General features: G+C 74.6%; 11 protein-coding genes. 6 read left to right on the forward strand and 5 right to left on the reverse strand.

What is annotated here, in order from left to right:
• Window positions 1-83: 83 nt before the first annotated feature.
• Window positions 84-737, reverse strand: coding sequence for a nucleotidyltransferase family protein (locus ABD345_RS11615; protein ID WP_425556799.1), 654 nt, complete (start codon window positions 735-737; stop codon window positions 84-86).
• Between the two features lie 130 nt (window positions 738-867).
• Here ABD345_RS11615 and moaA point away from each other — a divergent pair, with 130 nt between their 5' ends.
• The 3 genes from moaA to ABD345_RS11630 all read left to right on the forward strand — a co-directional run bounded on the left by moaA (window position 868) and on the right by ABD345_RS11630 (window position 3563).
• Complete coding sequence (gene moaA, locus ABD345_RS11620; RefSeq protein WP_344551904.1) at window positions 868-1887, forward strand: GTP 3',8-cyclase MoaA; 1020 nt, start codon at window positions 868-870, stop codon at window positions 1885-1887.
• Window positions 1888-1964: 77 nt separating this feature from the next.
• Window positions 1965-2633: a pyridoxine/pyridoxamine 5'-phosphate oxidase gene (locus ABD345_RS11625; RefSeq protein WP_344551905.1), complete on the forward strand. Its 669-nt coding sequence runs from the start codon at window positions 1965-1967 to the stop codon at window positions 2631-2633.
• 180 nt (window positions 2634-2813) lie between these two features.
• On the forward strand, window positions 2814-3563 hold the full coding sequence (locus tag ABD345_RS11630; RefSeq protein ID WP_344551906.1) for an HNH endonuclease family protein: 750 nt from the start codon (window positions 2814-2816) through the stop codon (window positions 3561-3563).
• A 119-nt stretch (window positions 3564-3682) separates the two neighbouring features.
• Here the strand turns inward: ABD345_RS11630 and ABD345_RS11635 are convergent, their stop codons facing one another.
• Complete coding sequence (locus tag ABD345_RS11635) at window positions 3683-6184, reverse strand: ArnT family glycosyltransferase (RefSeq protein ID WP_344551907.1); 2502 nt, start codon at window positions 6182-6184, stop codon at window positions 3683-3685.
• 178 nt (window positions 6185-6362) lie between these two features.
• Window positions 6363-7514, reverse strand: coding sequence for an alpha/beta hydrolase (locus ABD345_RS11640; RefSeq protein WP_344551908.1), 1152 nt, complete (start codon window positions 7512-7514; stop codon window positions 6363-6365).
• 221 nt (window positions 7515-7735) lie between these two features.
• On the opposite strand from ABD345_RS11640, the gene ABD345_RS11645 reads away from it, so the two are divergent.
• Window positions 7736-9592, forward strand: coding sequence for a HEAT repeat domain-containing protein (locus ABD345_RS11645; RefSeq protein ID WP_344551909.1), 1857 nt, complete (start codon window positions 7736-7738; stop codon window positions 9590-9592).
• Between the two features lie 90 nt (window positions 9593-9682).
• Here ABD345_RS11645 and ABD345_RS11650 read toward each other — a convergent pair whose 3' ends face one another.
• Complete coding sequence (locus tag ABD345_RS11650; RefSeq protein ID WP_344551910.1) at window positions 9683-12019, reverse strand: glycosyl hydrolase family 18 protein; 2337 nt, start codon at window positions 12017-12019, stop codon at window positions 9683-9685.
• 143 nt (window positions 12020-12162) lie between these two features.
• Window positions 12163-13971, reverse strand: coding sequence for an MFS transporter (locus ABD345_RS11655; RefSeq protein WP_344551911.1), 1809 nt, complete (start codon window positions 13969-13971; stop codon window positions 12163-12165).
• A 94-nt stretch (window positions 13972-14065) separates the two neighbouring features.
• Here ABD345_RS11655 and ABD345_RS11660 point away from each other — a divergent pair, with 94 nt between their 5' ends.
• Together ABD345_RS11660 and nicT are read left to right on the forward strand one after the other, a co-directional pair.
• Entirely contained in the window at window positions 14066-14974 is a 909-nt protein-coding gene (locus ABD345_RS11660; RefSeq protein WP_344551912.1) for a LysR family transcriptional regulator, read from the forward strand.
• A 644-nt stretch (window positions 14975-15618) separates the two neighbouring features.
• Entirely contained in the window at window positions 15619-16713 is a 1095-nt protein-coding gene (gene nicT / locus ABD345_RS11665; protein ID WP_344551913.1) for a Nickel transporter NicT, read from the forward strand.
• Window positions 16714-16731 lie beyond the last annotated feature (18 nt).

Consider the following 16731-nt stretch of genomic DNA (forward strand, 5'->3'; position numbering starts at 1 on the left):
TACGTCAACTTGCTTGCTGCGGGCGGAAAATACCCGACGGTTCTCCGGCACCGGCGGCCTCCCGGGCCGGCTGCGGACGGACGTCAGCCGATGCCCCACCGGGTCAGGTCCTCCGGGGTGTCCAGGTCGTCCGGGGTGCCCGCGCCGGTGCAGTCGACCAGCGCCACCGGACGGCCCGCCAGCAGGGCCCGGGCGCCCGCGTCGCCGGTCGCGGTGGCGCGCAGGAACGGGAAGTGCGCGGCACCGATCAGCACCGGGTGGGCCCGGCGCCCGGCGTAGGCGCAGGCGGCCAGGTCCGTGCGGGCGGTGTGCGCGGAGCGCAGCCGGCGCACCGCCTCCGCCGTCACGCCCGGGGTGTCCACCAGGAGGACGAGGGCGGCGGTGGTCCCCGGCGGCAGCGCGGCCAGGCCGGCGAGCAGCGAGGAGGCCATTCCGGTGCGCCAGTCGGGATTGTCGACCAGTCGACAATCCGGGGCTTCGGTCGGGGCCCACGGCGCGATCCGGGCCCGCACCTCCGCGGCCGCCGCGCCCAGCACCGCCACCGCCCCGTCGCAGCCGCCGTCCGCCGCCACCGCCAGCACGTGCTCCAGCAGCGGGCGCCCCCGGTAGGGCAGCAGCGCCTTCGGCCGGCCGCCCAGCCGGGAGCCGCCGCCCGCCGCCAGCACCAGGGCCGGGACCCGCAGCGCCGCCGGGCCGCCGTCCGCGTCCGTACCGTCACCCACCGCGCCGCCAGTCACACGGACAGTCTGCCGCCCCGCCCCGCCCCGCCGCCTTGGACGATCCGACAGGCCGGGCCCGCCGCCCGTCCGCCGCTCCCGGCCGTTCCGTCCCTGGACCGGGCCCCGGCCGCCCCCGTTCACTGGCCCCATGGCACCGCGCACCCCAGACACCCCCACCGGCGCTCCCGCCCCGCTGGTCGACCGGTACGGCCGGGTCCACACCGACCTGCGGATCTCCCTCACCGACCGGTGCAACCTGCGCTGCACCTACTGCATGCCCGCCGAGGGACTCGACTGGCTGCCGCGCGACCAGGCGCTCACCGACGACGAACTGCTCCGGCTGGCCCGGATCGCCGTCCACCGCCTCGGTGTCCGCACCCTGCGCCTCACCGGCGGTGAACCGCTGCTGCGCCGCGGCCTGCCCGCGCTCGTCGCCCGGCTCGCGGAACTCGGCGCGGAACTCTCACTGACCACCAACGGCATCGGACTCGCCCGCAGCGCCCCCGAGTTGAAGCGGGCCGGACTGCACCGGGTGAACGTCAGCCTGGACACCCTGCGCCCCGAACGGTACGCGGCGCTCACCCGCCGCGACCGGCTCGCCGACGTCCTGGCCGGGCTGGCCGCCGCGCAGGACGCCGGACTGGCACCGGTCAAGGTCAACGCGGTGCCGGTGCGCGGCGTCAACGAGGACGAACTCGTCGACCTGGTCCAGTTCGCGGTCGACCACGGCTACCGGATGCGCTTCATCGAGTCGATGCCGCTGGACGCCCAGGGCGCCTGGGACCGGGCCGCGATGCTCACCGCCGACGAGATCCTCGCCGCCCTCGCCGCCCGCTGGCCGCTCGTCCCGGTCGGCCGGCCCGGCAACGCGCCCGCCGAGGAGTGGCGGCTGGACGGCACCCCGCACGTGGTCGGCGTGATCGCCTCCGTCACCCGCCCGTTCTGCGGCGGCTGCGACCGGGTCCGGCTCACCGCCGACGGCCAGCTGCGCAACTGCCTGTTCGCGACCGCCGAGTCCGACCTGCGGGCCCTGTTGCGCGGCGGCGCCGACGACGCCCGGATCGAACGGGCCTGGCGGGACTGCGTGGCCCGGAAGGCCCCCGGGCACCGGATCGGGGACGCCGACTTCGTCCGCCCGGACCGGCCGATGTCCGCGATCGGGGGGTGAGGACCGGAGGGCCGGAGGAGCGGTGCGGCGTAGGATCGCGGGCGTACGGCGGGCACCGGAGGGGGAGGGGATTTCCCATGGCGGACATCGGCACGGCGGACGTCAGGCAGTACCTGCGCGGCCTCGCGGTCTTCGCGGGGGAGTTGCCGGAGTTCGATCCGGACGCGGCGCCGGAGCGGCCCGAGGAGCTGTTCGTCGACTGGCTGACCGGGGCGGTGGACGACGGGGTCCGGGAGCCGCACGCGATGACGCTCTCCACCGTGGGGGCCGACGGCAGGCCCTCGGCGCGGGTGCTGCTGCTGAAGAACGTGGACCGGCACGGGTGGCAGTTCGCCGCCGGGGCCGCCAGCCCCAAGGGGCGGGACCTGGCCGCGAACCCGGTGGCGGCGCTCTCCTTCCACTGGCCGCAGCAGGCCCGGCAGGTCCGGATCACCGGCACCGTCGCGCCGGAACCGGCGGAGCGCAGTGCGGCCGACTTCCTGGCCCGCTCGCCCGGGGCGCGCGCCGAGGCGCTGGCCGGGCGGCAGAGCAGCCCGCTCCGGGACGTCCGGGAGCTCGAACTGGCCACCGAGCGGGCGCTGGAGCGGATCGAGCGGGAACCCGGCCTGGTCGTGCCCGAGTGGACGCTCTACACCGTCCGCGCCGAGCAGGTCGAGTTCTGGCAGGCCGACAAGCAGCGCAGGCACACCCGGCTGCGCTACGAGCGCGTGGGCGAGGACTGGACGCGCGGGCAGCTGTGGCCCTGAGCGGATCCGGCGCGGGCGGGTGACCGCCGATCTGCGGTTCGTGCTGGAGGGAGTGCGCGGCGGGGCGACATTTGCCCGCTTTGTGAGGTGTGTCATGCCGGGCCCCGATCGGCTTGACCGGGGGGAGCGGGGCTGGTCTCCTGGTGGGCCGTCAGAGTCGCCCAGCAGCAGAGGAACACCGTGCGCTCCCGCCGTACCGCCGTCGTCGCCGTCCTGTTGCTCGGTCCGCTCGCCCTCGCCGGGTGCACCAGCGCGCAGAAGGGGGGCGGGGGTGGTGGCGCCTCGGGGGCGGCCTCGCAGGGGACGAACCCGCTGCAGAACCCGGACGGGACCAAGCCCGGCCTGGCTCCGGTCAGCGCCGACGCGGACAAGAAGGCCGGGCGGGACCTGATCGCCAAGGTGAAGACCGCCGACGCCGGCCCGAAGACCGGCTACGACCGCGACCAGTTCGGGCCGCCGTGGACCGACAACGTGGACGGCGTGCCGCTGGGCCACAACAACTGCGGGACGCGCGACGACGTGCTGGCCCGGGACGGCAAGGGCGTCGAGCACAAGGACGGCTCCGCCTGCGTGGTCACCGGCATGACCATCTGGGACCCGTACACCGGCAAGACCGTGCAGTGGACCAAGCAGCAGGCGTCGAAGATCCAGATCGACCACGTGATGCCGCTCTCCTACGACTGGCAGCAGGGCGCCGCCCAGTGGGAGAAGGCCAAGCGGGTGCAGATCGCCAACGACCCGCTCAACCTGATCCCCGCCGACGGCTCGCAGAACGCCTCGAAGGGCGACTCCGGTCCGGCGACCTGGCTGCCCGCCAACACCGCCGTGCACTGCTCGTACGCGATCCGGTGGGCGCAGGTCTCGCTGAAGTACCAGCTGCCGGTGACGCCCGCCGACAAGAAGACGATGCTCGCGCTGTGCGGCGGCTGAGCCGGGGCCGGTAGGACGACGCGCCGGACGCGGAACGGCCCGGGGCCGTCCGGGGCTCCCGGGAGGGGAGTCCGGACGGCCCCGGGCCGTTCACGGGCCGTTCGAGCAGGGCCGGAGGGTCAGCTGCTCGCCTTCGGGCTCGCCGTCAGGTCGTACATGGTGGTGGTGCCGACGGTCTTGGCGGTGTAGGTGGACTCCACCCAGGAGGAGATCTCCGAGGAGTAGTTGGAGCCGCCCATGCTGCCGCCGCCCATCCCGCCGCCGCCGATGAACCAGTGCACCTTGCCCTCCTTGACCAGCTGCTTGAAGCCGTCGAGGGAGAGCGACGGGTCGCTGCCGTTGAAGCCGCCCAGGGCCATCACCGGCTCGCCGCTGGCGAGCTGGTAGCTGGCCTGGTTCTGCGAGCCGACCGCGGCCGCGACCCAGGTGTACTTGTCGGCGTCCTGCTTGAGCAGGTCGGCCACCTCGGAGGAGACCAGGGCGCCGTTGAGCAGGCCGCCCATGCCGCCCATGCCGCCCATGCCGCCGAAGCCGCCGCGGCCGGTGCGGCCGTCCTCGCCGGTGGTGCCGCCCGGGAAGCCCGGGAAGGCGCCGCCGTTGCTGCCGGTGCCGGTGCCGCCGGGGAGGCTGGGCATGCCGTTGCTGTTGCCGGTACCGCCGGTGCCGCCCGGGAAGTTCGGCATGCCGTTGCCGGTGCCGCCGTTGCTGCCGGTGCCGCCGTTGCCGGTGCCGCCGGGGAAGTTGGGCATGGTGCCGCCGGTGCCGCCGTTCTGGCCGCCGCCCGGGAAGCCCGGGAAGTTGCCGCCGCGGCCGCCGCCACCGCCGCCGGGGAAGCCGCCCCGGCCGCCGAAGCCGCCGCTCTGGACGGCCGGTCCGGCGGTGACGATGGAGCCGCTGTGGCCGGTGGAGACGGTGTCGAGGGCGTAGGCGGTGGGGCCGGCCAGGCCGGTGGCGAGGGCGGCGAGGCCCGCGGCGGTGGCGATCCGGCGGCCGGTGAGGCCGGCGATCCGGCTGGAGAAGAGCAGGGCGAGGGCGGCGAGGACGCCGACGACCAGCACCGCGTTGCCCAGCCACGGCACGAAGTCGGCGCTGCGGCCGAGCAGTTGGCGCGCCCACCAGGCGGTGACCAGGACGGTCACGGCGAGCACCGCGGCGTACGGCAGGCGGTGGCGGGCCTTCCACAGGCCGTCCGCGCCCATGCCGACCAGGGCGGCGACCGCCGGGACGAGGGCCACCGTGTAGTACTGGTGGAAGATGCCGGACATGAAGCTGAAGGTCAGTGCGGTGGAGAGCAGCCAGCCGCCCCAGACCAGGAAGGCGATCCGGGCCGAGTCGGTGCGCGGGTAGCGGCGGGTCGCCCACAGGCCGAAGACCAGCAGGATCAGCGCGGCGGGCATCAGCCAGGCGATCTGCCCGCCGATGTCGCCGTCGAACAGCCGGGTGAGGCCGGTGCTGCCCCACATGCCGCCGCCACCGCCGCCGCCCATCCGGCCGCCGCCACCGCCGCCGCCGACCGAGCCGGTCTCGTCGCCGGTGATCCGGCCGAAGCCGTTGTAGCCGAAGGTCAGCGAGAGGAAGGAGTTGTCCTGCGAGCCGCCGATGTACGGGCGGGCCGAGGCGGGCATCAGCTCGACGATCGCGACCCACCAGCCGCCGGCCACCACCATCGCGACGGTGCCGTACAGCAGTTGGAGGAAGCGCCGGCGCAGGGCGGTGGGCGCGCAGACCAGGTACACCAGGGCGAACGCGGGCAGCACCAGGAACGCCTGCAGGGTCTTGGCGAGGAACGCCAGGCCGAGCATCGTGCCGACGAACACCAGCCAGCGGGTGGAGGCCGTCTCGGTGGCCCGGACGACGCCGTACGCGGCCAGCGTGAGCAGCAGCACCAGCGCCGCGTCCGGGTTGTTGAACCGGAACATCAGCGCCGCGACCGGGGTCAGCGCCAGCGCGGCGCCCGCGACCAGGCCGCCGAGCGCGGAGAAGCGGCGGCGCACCGTCGCGTACACGGTGGCGACGGTGCCGACGCCCATCAGGACCTGCGGGGCCAGCACGCTGAACGAGCTGAGGCCGAGGATCCGGGCGGAGAGCGCCATCGGCCACAGCGCCAGCGGCGGCTTGTCGACGGTGATGAAGTTCGCCGAGTCCGAGGACCCGAAGAACATCGCCTTCCAGCTGACCGAGCCGGCCTGCACGGCGGCCGAGTAGAAGGAGTTCGCCCAGCCGGAGGCGGTCAGGTTCCAGAAGTACATCACCGCCGTCGCCAGCAGCAGGCCGAGGAAGGCCGGACGCACCCAGCGCGGGTCGTCCGCGCGGCCCCGCCAGGTGCGGGCGGGCAGCGTGCGCAGCCGGCCGGCCCAGGAGGCCCGGCCCTTGGGGCCGACGGGCGGCAGCGCGACGGGCGGGAACAGCGTCCCGGCGGGCCGCTCGCGTCCGGTCCCGGCGGGCGGGAGCGGCGCGGCGGCGGGCCACTCGGTCGGCCCGGCCTCGGCGTCGGCCGCCGGGCCGGACGCGGTGGCGGTCGCCGGACCGGCCGCCGCGTCGGCCGCGACCGCCGGTGGCGGGTACTTCGCGGCGTCGGGCCACGGCTCGCTGGTCGGGGGAACGGAACTGGACGTGGTCATGGGCAATACGCTCGGAGGCCCGGCTGAGAGGTTGATGAGAGAGGGCTATGAGGCCGCTCTAATCTCCTCGCGAACGGGTGACCTGCGCCTCGGCGAGGGGTGCCCGGAGGACGGCCGCGGCGCCTCGGCGGGTGCGCGGAAAGGGGTGCGGCCGGCCGGCCGGTGGCGTGACGGGGGGTCAGTTCGCGGCGGGCTTCGGGGCGGCCGGGTCCGGGGCGGGCGGGGCGAGGCGGGTGCCGAGCCAGGTCAGCGCGGGCGGGATCTCCCGCGTCCAGGTGTGGAAGTTGTGGCCGCCGCTGTCCAGGGTGATGGTGGACAGCCGGGTCGGGGCCTTGAACGCGGCCACCATCTGCTGGGTGGGCTGGTAGTTCTCCTCGTTGCGGCTGGTGGCCAGCAGCAGCGAGACCGGCGGCGCGGGCTGGGTGCGCAGCCGCCACAGCAGGTCGTTGTCCTGCTTGACCTGGTCGCTGCCGCCGAACAGGTCGCCGGTGGTGGGGTCGTTGTGCACCTCGTAGTAGCCGGACAGCGCGATCGCCGCCCGGTACGAATCCGGCTTGCGCACGGCGAACTTGACGGCGCAGTAGCCGCCGGTGGAGTCGCCGATCACGGCCCGCGCCTCGGGCCGGTCGTCGACCCGGTAGGAGGCGGACATCGCCTTCGGCAGGTCCTCGGTGAAGAAGGTCTCCACCTGCGGGCCGCCGGGCACGTCCATGCACTCGGTGTCCCGGTTGCCGACCAGGGTCGGCCGCATCATCACCAGCACGGTGGGCGGCATCTCCTTGGCCTCGATGGCCTTCAGGGTGGACGCCGGGTACTGGAGCAGCGAGATCAGCTTCTCCGGGGTGCCCGGGTACCCGGACAGCGCCAGCACCATCGGGAACCGGCTGTTCGCGTACTCGGGCTGGAAGTACTGCGGCGGCAGGTAGACGTACGCGGGCGTGCCGGTCAGCCCGGAGCCGCGGCCGTGGATCTCCACCTGCTGGATCACCCCGGAGCGGTCCTGCGCGGAGCCCTGTGAGGAGTACATCTTCTGCTCGCCGGTCACCGAGACGGCCTTGCCGCCCGGCTGGTGGTCGACCACGGTGCCCGGGCTGCCGTCCAGGCCGAGCAGGTCGCTCCAGGTCGAGTAGAAGCCGAAGTACGAGTTGGCGACCAGGCCCATCGCGGCCAGCACCGCGATCTGCGTCCCGAAGAACGCCCCGACCCGGCCCAGCCAGGCCCGCCAGTTCCGGCCGCCGAGCCGGGGCCACAGCCACATGGTGGCGGCGAACGCGGCGAGGGCCACCAGGGTGGCGATGATCTGCAGCGGGAGTCCGGTCAGGCTGGGCACCCGATGATCGTAAGGTACGCCTTCATCGAACTCACAGTCGGCTCCCAGCGGGTTCACGGTTTCGCCAAGCGGGCCCCAAGCGGGCCCCAACCCACCTCGCCGGACGACCGGGGCGCCGGGCCCACCCGGAGGGGGCGGGGCGGCGGTGTACGGTCGCACGGGGTGCCCGGGCGAGGGGCTCCGGGGGCGGGCGGGGAAGCCGGCGGCGGGAGGGGACGGACGTGCGGACGCCTGAGGAGCTCGGTCTGGTCGACTGGGCGGAGCTGGGTCACGCGTTCGGCAGTGCGGCCGAAGTCCCGCACTGGGTGAGGGCGTTGTACGGCGGGGACGCGGCGGCCGCCGACCGGGCGGTGGACCTCCTGTTCGACCGGGCGCTGCACCAGGGGGCGGCCTCCTCGGCGGGCGTCGCCGCCGTGCCGTACCTGGCGCACGCCGCCGTGCACGGGATGCACCGGCGGGACCGCGCGTTGGCGTTCATCGCCGGGACGGGCGGGACCGAGGAGGACTGCTGGTACGAGGAGGCGTGGGCGGCGGCGGAGCTGGCCGGCCGGGCCCGGGCGGCTGCCGAACTGCCGCTCCTGCTACGGCTGTTGGGGGACGCGGACGTCGAGGTGCGGCGGCAGGTGGTGCGGGTGGCGCGCTGGGCGGCGGGGGAGTCGCTGCCGCCGGCGGTGACGGCGCTGACGGAGTGCTTCCGGGCGGACCCGTCCGCGTGGGTGCGGGCCGAGGCGCTGGAGGTGCTCAGCCGCTTGGACGGGCGCCGGGGGGAAGTGCTGCGGGCGGCGCTGGCCGACCCGGCGCCCGCGGTCCGGGCCACGGCCGCGCTCGGACTGCTGGAGGAGTCCGAACTCCCTTACCCGGCCGAGCTGTTGGAGGTGCTGCTGGCGGACGGCGGCGATCCGGCGTTCCGGGTGGTCCGGGACGAGTGGTTCCCCGGCGTCGGCAGCACCGAGAGCCGGGTGCAGCACCTGCTCGACGCCGACCCCGACGCCACCCGGGCCGCCGCGGCCGCCTGGATCGCCGCCGGTGACCACGACGCGCGCGGCACCCGCCGCGCCCTGCGGCTGGCCGCCCGCTGGCCCGGCCGCGAGGCGCCGGCCCTCGACCTGCTGGTCGCCGCCCTGCCGCACCAGCACGACGGGTACTGGCGGGCGAACCTGCTGCGGGGCCTGGCCGAAGGGGTGGCCCGCCACCCCGACCCGGCCGCCCTCGCCGCCGCCGTCCTCCCGGACACCGCCCACCCCGACCGCCGGGTCGCCGAACCCGCCCAACTCCTCCTCGGCCGCACCGGCGACGCCCGGCTGCTCACCGCCGTCCCCGACCCGGCCCCGGCCGCGCTCGACGCGCTGGCCGCCCGCACCCCCGACCTCGCGCTGCGCCGCCGCGCCCTCGCCCCGTACCGCTGCCCGGGCGACGGCACCGACCGCAGCGCCGCCGACGAACTCCTCGACGCGCTCACCCCCGCCGACACCGCCGCCCTGCTGCCCGAACTGACCCGGCTGCTGCGCGCCGCACCGCACCGGAAACTGCTGCACCTGCTCGGCGGCTCCGGCCTCGCCGACCCTCGACTCACCACCGCGCTGGGCGAACTGGCCGCCCGCGACGGCCACCCCCTGCAGGCCGCGGCCGCCGTCGCCGCCGTCCGGCTCGGCGCCGACCCGGGCCCCGCGCTGCGCCTGGTCGCCGAACGGCTCGCACAGGGCCGGGGCGCCCTCGTCGAGGCGGCCCGGCTCGGACCGGTCGGCGCGCCGCTACTGCCGCTGGTGGAACGGCACTTGGCGGGGAGCGACCCGCGGGGCCGGGTGGACGCCGCCGAGGCGCTGTGGCGGATCACCGGCGACCCCCGGCGGTCCGTCCCCGTCCTGCTCGACGCCTTCCGCCCCACCTGGACCGGCCTGCGCGCCCTGACCGTGCTGCGCCGGATCGGCCGCCCGCTGCCCGCCGAACACCGTGCCCTGCTGGACAGTTGGCTCTCCCCCGACCACGTCGGACCGAGCGAGGAGGAGGTCTTCTGGTACGACCGCCTCGGCAACCGGCTGCGCGCGGAGGCCCGGTTGCTGCGCGCCCGGCAGCCCTGAGCGCCCGGCTGCTGCGCGCCCGGCGGGAACGGTGACGGCCCGCCGCACCCATGGGGAAGGTGCGGCGGGCCGTCAGTCCGTGGCGGTGCGTCAGCCCAGGCTGTTGTAGATGGTGTTCAGCAGCGTGGAGTTGTTGTCGTCGTTCTCCAGGGCGAAGGCGAACATGCCGCCCAGGCCCTTGTTCTTCGCGTACGCGGCGCGGGCCTGGATGGCCTTCGGGTCGTCACCGGTCCAGAAGTTGGTGCCGTCGTAGACCCAGGTGCTCTCGGTCACCGGGTCCCAGTGGGTGTTCTGGGCGGTGAGGGTGAGCTCGCGCCAGCTGGCCAGGCCGGCCTCCTGGCTGCCGGGCTTGGCCGGGGTGGCGCCGGTGGCGTTCTGGTACAGGCCGTAGTTGTTGCCGGCCTGGACGCCGGTCCAGCCGCGGAAGTAGAACGGGATGCCGAGGATGATCTTGTTGGACGGGAAGCCGCCCTTGATCCCGTACTCCGGCAGGCCGGTGGTGTACGCGGCCAGCGTGGTGTCCACGTTGTACTTGGCGGTGCCGGGGGCGATCGGCGTGGTCGGGTCGGCCGGGCTGTCGTGCAGCGGGTCCTGGAGGTTGGTCGGACCGGTGGCGTCCCACGAGCCGTGCATGTCGTACGACATGATGTCGGCGTAGTCCAGGTACGAGCCGATCTTGTCGGTCTCGATGTACTGGATCTTGTCCTGGCCGGACGGCAGCGCCGCGGTGAGCAGGAACTTCTTGCCGACGCTGGCGCCGTACGAGTCGAGCTGGCTGCGGAACTCGGCGAGCAGCGCGGTGAAGTTCTGCTTGTCGGCCGCGGAGTAGTGGTTGCCGGTGTGGCCGCCGGCCGAGCCCGGGTACTCCCAGTCGATGTCGATGCCGTCGAAGATGCCCGCGGCGCTGGCCGCGCCGCCCGCCGCGTCACCCGCGACGTTGGTCGGCAGGTTGCCCTTCAGGAACATGTCGATGCAGGACGAGACCAGCTTCTTGCGCGAGGCGTCGGTGGCCGCCGCGTCGGAGAAGTACTTGGAGTACGTCCAGCCGCCCAGCGAGAGGGTGACCCGCAGGTTCGGGTTCTTCGCCTTGAGCTGGCGCAGCTGGTTGAAGTTGCCCTTCAGCGGCTGCTCCCACTCGTCGGTGGAGCCGTCCACCGAGATCGCGTTGGAGTAGTCCATCTGGTAGTCGGCGTACGCGTCGGCCGCGCCGTCGCCCGCGTTCGGGTTGTCCTCGTGGCTGGCGTCCGACGCCTTGACCGCCTCGAAGCAGTTGAGGTTGGTCGGGTGGATGTTCTCGAACGCGTACGAGATCACGTCCAGCTTGGTGGCCGCGCCCGAGGTGTCCACGTTCTTCGGGTAGTAGGCGGCGTCGTACACCGACCACTGGTCGAAGTACGCCGACTTCAGCGGCTTGGCGGTGGCCGGCGCGGCGGCGGTGGAGGTGGTCACCGCGGCGGACTGCAGCGAGGCGTGGCCCGCCTTGTCGTACGCCTGCACGCTGAAGGTGTACGAGGTGCTCGGCAGCAGCGAGGAGATCGCGATGTTGGTGCCCATCGAGGTGCCGACCAGCTGGCCCTTCGACCACACCTTGTACCCGACGTAGTTGTCGGTCGAGTCGGTCGAGGCGTTCCACTTCAGCACCACCGCGTTGGCGGTGGCCTTGGTGACCGTCACCCCGCCCGGCACGGTGATCTTGCCGTCGCCCGACGGGCCGTTGCCGGTGCCCGAGCTGGAGCTCGCGGACGGCGACGGGGACGTCGAGGCCGAGTTGGACGGGCTGGGCGAGGTCGAGTTCGACGGGCTCGGCGAGGTCGAGGCCGAGTTCGACGGCTTGGGCGAGCCGGAGGTGCTGGTGGACGCGGACGGGCTGGTCGAACCGCCGGTGCCCGGGCCGGTCAGCGCCAGGTCGTCCGCCTGGTAGGCGCCGGTGCCGTACCAGCCGTGGGTGAACACCGTCACCGAGGTGGTCGACGCGCCCGTGGTGAACGTGGTGCTCAGCTGGGTGTAGTTGGTGGCGCCCGGCGTCCAGGTGGACGCGTTCACGCCGGTGCCGGTGGCGCCCAGGTACACGTAGCTGCCCTTGAGGAAGCCCGAGAGCGTGTACTGGGTGTTCGGCTGGACGGTGACGACCTGCTGGCACTGGCCGGTGTCCGAGGCGGTGGCGTTGCCGTTCAGCGCGTAGGACCCGCCGTGCACGGGGGTGCTGACCACCGAGCCGCTGGTGCAGGTCCAGCCGCTCAGCGAGCCGGCCTCGAAGTCGCCGTTGGCGAGCAGGTTGACGGTGGCGGCGGAAGCCGAACCGAGCGAGAGCGCCAGGGCGGTGGAGCCGACGGTCATGGCGGCGGCCACCACGAGGGCGCCGGCGCGGCGCCGGGAGGGAGCCCGGCGCGAGGTCGACTCGGGTGCGGGCGTGGCCCGTTCAAGCATGGAGGAACCTCCGGAGAAGTGGGGTTGTCCGGTAGGTGCGGCGGCCGTGGGGACCAGGTGGGAGCCTGCGCGCTTGGGGTGAGCGCGTCACCTAGATTGGACTGGACCATTCGTCCGGGTCAAGGATTTTGGACCACGAACCGTCAGGAAGCTTTCCGATCAGTCCCTCCGGGGGCGTCCTGCCCCGCCCCGCCCGCCCACCCGTGCGCCTCCCGCGCGGGTGCGCCGGGGCTTCGCTGCGCGGGCTCGTGGGGTTCGCCTGCGGCGGGCTTCGGGGGCGGGGAGGGAGACCGGAGGCGGGGGGTGGTGCGGGGCTTCGCTGCGCGGGCTGGCGGTGGGCTGGTGCGGGGCTTCGCTGCGCGGGCTCGTGGGGTTCGCCTGCGGCGGGCTCCGGGGGTGGGGAGGGAGGCCGGAGGCGCGGGCTGGCGGTGGGCTGGTGCGGGGCTTCGCTGCGCGGGCTCGTGGGGGTTCGCCTGCGGCGGGCTGGCGGGCTGGCGGGCTGGCGGGGGGCTTTGCTGCGCGTGGCTCGTGGGGTTCGCCTGCGGGGGCGGGGGCGGGGGCGGGGGTCCGGGGCGGCGGGTGGTGCGGGCGACCAGGGCGGCGGCGGGGAGGCCGACGGCGGCGAGGACGTAGCCGGCGGTGGGGAGGGCGCCGAGGGTGCCGAGGACGGCCACGCCCAGGGCCGAGCCGGCCTGGCGGACGCCGTTGAGGGCGCCCTGGCCGGTCGCGGCGTACGCGGGCGGGGCGGCGACCGCCATCGCGGCGGCGGCCCCCGGGATGGAGAGCGTGCCGGTCGCGGCGAGGGCCAGCTCGGCGGCGACCAGGAGCGGCAGCGGGGGGTGCGGGCCGCCGCAGGCGACGAGCAGCAGCCCGGCCAGGACGCTCGCCGACATGCCCGCCAGCAGGACCGGCCGCGACCCGTACCGGGCCACCAGGCGACCGGTGAAGAACGGCATCACGCACACCGGGAAGGCGATCGGCAGCGAGGCCAGCCCGGCCTGCAACGGACTCAGGCCGTAGCCGTGCTGGAGCCGCACCGCGAACAGGTACATGCCGCCGAAGTACGCGAAGCAGGACACCGCCGCCGCGACCATCGCCGCCCGCACCCGCGGCAGCGCCAGCAGCGCGGGCGGCAGCACCGGCGCGGCCACCCGGCGCTCCACCAGCGCCAATGCGGCGAAGCAGACCAGCGCCGCCGCGGCCGGCACCAGGGCGAACGGCGACCCCCACCCCGCCGACCCGGCCTCGACCAGGCCGAAGGTCAGCAGGCCGAGCGCGGCCGTGGACAGCACCAGGCCGGGACGGTCCAGCGCCCGGGCGGCCCGCACCGGCGGCCGGGGCAGCCGACGGGCCAGCAGCAGCGCGGCCAGCGCGATCGGCGGGTTGACCAGGAACACCAGCCGCCAGCCGCCCAGTTCGACCAGCGCCCCGCCGAGCACCGGCCCGGCCGCCGCACCCAGGCCGCTGAGCGCCGTCCAGGCCCCGATCGCCCGGGTGCGGCGGCCCGGATCCGGGTTCAGGTGGATCAGCAGCGCCAGCGAGGCGGGCACCAGCCCCGCGCCCGCCGCGCCCAGCAGCGCCCGTCCGGCGATCAGCCAGCCGATGCCCGGCGCCAGCGCGCACAGTACCGACAGGACCGCGAACAGGCCGAGCGACCAGGCGTAGACCCGCCGGGCGCCCCACCGGTCGGCGACCGCGCCACCCGCCAGCAGCAGACCCGCGAAGACCACCGTGTAGGCGTCCACCGCCCAGGGCAGCGCCGCCGCGCCCGGGTGCAGCGACGCCTGCACGTCCGGGACGGCGATGTTCAGGACCGAGGTGTCGAGCAGGACGAGCAGGTTCCCGGCGGCGATGCCCGCGAAGGTCAGCTTGGCGCGGGTGCGGGGGGTGGGGGCGGTGTCGGTGTCGGTGCCGGTGGCGGGCGGGCGGAGGGAGGGGAGGGTCGTGGTCATGGGGGCAGCCTGTCCCGGCGGGCGGGCGGTCCGCGACGCCGGGAATCCGATGCCCCCATCGGAGAGTCCGATGGGCCGCGGTTAGGCTGCCGCAGTGGACTCCCGTTACCTGCGCGCCCTCGTCGCGGTCGTCGACCACGGCGGCATCTCCGCCGCCGCCCAGGCCCTCGGCTACGCCCAGTCCAGCGTCAGCGCCCAACTCAAGCGGCTGGAAGCCGACCTGGGCGTGAGCGTACTCGTCCGGGCCGGCACCGGCGCCGTGCTCACCGAAGCCGGCACCCGGCTCCTCCCGCACGCCCGGGCCGCCCTCGAACTGGAGGAGCAGATGCGGCGGGCCGCCCTCGGCGACCGCCCCCGGCTGCGGATCGGCGCCCAGGAGTCACTGGCGCACGCCTGGATGCCCGACGTGCTGGCCGCGCTGGAGTACGGGACGGCAGGGGGCCCGTCCGGCCGGGACGCCGGAGCGGACGTCGAGCTGACGGTCGCCAACCGGGCCGTACTGGAACGGGCCTTCGGGGCCGGCGAACTGGACCTGGTCCTCCAGTACGACAACGGCGCCCGCGCACTCGGCCCGCACACCGTCGTCGGACACGACCGCACCGTCCTCGTCGCCGGACCCGGCCACCCGCTGGCCCGACGGGAACGGGTCACGCCCGAACAGGTGCTCCGCCACGACTTCCTGGTGGCCGAACGCGGCTGCACCTCCGAGATGCTCGTCGACCGCTTCGGACGCGACCTGCTCTCCGGAGCCCAACTCACCATGGTCCAGGGCTCGCTGTCCGCCCTGCTCCGCCTCACCGGACACGGCCAGGGCCTCTCCCTGCTCCCCGCACTGGCCGTGGCCCGGGAGCTGGAGGACGGCGAACTCGTCGAACTGCACCTCACCGAGCAGCTCCGCCCGGTCGCCATCGTCGCCCGCTGGCGGCCCCGACCGGGCCTCGCCGAGAGTGCCCTGCGGGCGCTGCTGGACGTGGCGCGCCGGGCGGATCCGCTGGGGGGCTGAGCGGCGCTTTCCCTGGGTGTCCGCCCGCCCGCCCACCCGTGCGCGCCCCGTGCGGGTGGGCGGTGGGGGTTCGCTGCGCGTGGCTGTGGGGGTCGGTGGGGTCCGCCTGCGGCGGGCTCCGTCCCACCCGCCCACCCGTGCGCCGCCTGCGGGTATGGGCGGTGGGGCTTCGCTGCGCTCGCCCGTGCGCCGTCCGCTGGAGCGGTGGGGCTTCGCTGTGCTCATCCACGTTCCGTCGGCGGGTGCGGGCTTCGCTGCGCTCGCCCGTGTGCCGCCTGCGGGTGTGGGCGGTGGGGCTTCGCTGCGCTCGCCCGTACGCGCTGCTGGGCGGGGTGGGCTTCGCTGCGCTCGCCCGTAAGACGCCCGTTGAGGCGCTGGGGCTTTCGCTGCACTTGCCCGTGGGTCGTCCATTGGGGGCGCTGGGGCTTCGCTGTGCTCGCCCGTGTTCCGTCGGCGGGTGTGGGCTTCGTCGTTCGGGTTCGTCGGCGGGTGGCGCACGGGTGGGCGGGTGGGCGAGGGGGCGCGGGAGCCGTTGTGCGCCCCTGGCTCGTAGTTGCACATGACTTGCAATTGCGTCCGTATAAGCGGAAGGATGGCCCAGCTCACCGCCCCGCGGCACCGTCGGCATCTCGGAGGGAACTTCCATGGCAGCGCCCAGTCGTCTGCGCGACCGGCTCACTCGGGAGGAGTGGATCCGGCTCGCCGGGATGGGCGGGTTCGTCCTGCTCCTGCACGTGGTGGGGTGGGTGACCCTGCTGGCGGTGATCGCGCCGAAGCACTACGACGTGGGCGGGCAGGTGTTCGGGGCCGGGATGGGGCTGACGGCGTACACGCTGGGGATGCGGCACGCCTTCGACGCGGACCACATCGCGGCGATCGACAACACCACCCGCAAGCTGATGGGGCAGGGCAAGCGTCCGCTCTCGGTGGGGTTCTGGTTCTCGCTGGGGCACTCGTCGATCGTGTTCGGGCTGTGCGCGCTGCTGGCGTTCGGGATCAGGTCGCTGGCGGGGCAGGTGGAGTCGGACGACTCGACGCTGCACGACGTGACGGGGCTGATCGGGGTCAGCGTCTCGGGGACGTTCCTGGTGCTGATCGGCCTGATCAACCTGGGGGCGTTCAACGGGATCCTCAAGGTGTTCCGGCGGATGCGCCGGGGCGACTTCGACGAGGCCGAGCTGGAACGGCAGCTGGACAGGCGCGGGTTCATGAACCGGATCCTGGGGCGGGTGACCCGGGCGGTGACCAAGCCGTGGCACATGTACCCGGTGGGGCTGCTGTTCGGGCTGGGCTTCGACACCGCGACGGAGGTCTCGCTGCTGGTGCTGGCGGGCGGCGCGGCCGCGTTCTCGCTGCCCTGGTACGCGCTGCTGGTGCTGCCGGTGCTGTTCGCGGCGGGGATGAGCCTGCTGGACACCATCGACGGCTCGTTCATGAACTTCGCCTACGAGTGGGCGTTCTCCAAGCCGGTCCGGAAGATCTACTACAACCTGACGGTGACCGGCCTGTCGGTGATCGTGGCGCTGGTGATCGGCGTGATCGAGCTGCTCCAGCTGGCCTCGGAGAAGCTGGACGTCACCGGCGGCCCGATCGGTTGGATCGGCTCGCTGGACCTGAACATGGTGGGCTACGTGATCGTCGGCCTGTTCGTGGTGACCTGGGCCGGGGCGCTGGCGTTCTGGAAGTTCGGCCGGGTCGAGCAGAAGTGGGGCGCGGGCCTGCGCGGCGAACAGGCGTGAGCGGGCGGGAACGGGTGT

The sequence above is a fragment of the Kitasatospora saccharophila genome (genome assembly GCF_039529925.1).
GTDB lineage: Bacteria > Actinomycetota > Actinomycetes > Streptomycetales > Streptomycetaceae > Kitasatospora > Kitasatospora saccharophila.

Coding starts and splice junctions, on each gene's coding strand:
- moaA (WP_344551904.1), top strand. CDS start 868: ATGGCACCGCGCACCCCAGACACCCCCACCGGCGCTCCCGCCCCGCTG.
- ABD345_RS11625 (WP_344551905.1), top strand. CDS start 1,965: ATGGCGGACATCGGCACGGCGGACGTCAGGCAGTACCTGCGCGGCCTC.
- ABD345_RS11635 (WP_344551907.1), bottom strand. CDS start 6,184: ATGACCACGTCCAGTTCCGTTCCCCCGACCAGCGAGCCGTGGCCCGAC.
- ABD345_RS11650 (WP_344551910.1), bottom strand. CDS start 12,019: ATGCTTGAACGGGCCACGCCCGCACCCGAGTCGACCTCGCGCCGGGCT.
- ABD345_RS11655 (WP_344551911.1), bottom strand. CDS start 13,971: ATGACCACGACCCTCCCCTCCCTCCGCCCGCCCGCCACCGGCACCGAC.
- nicT (WP_344551913.1), top strand. CDS start 15,619: ATGGCAGCGCCCAGTCGTCTGCGCGACCGGCTCACTCGGGAGGAGTGG.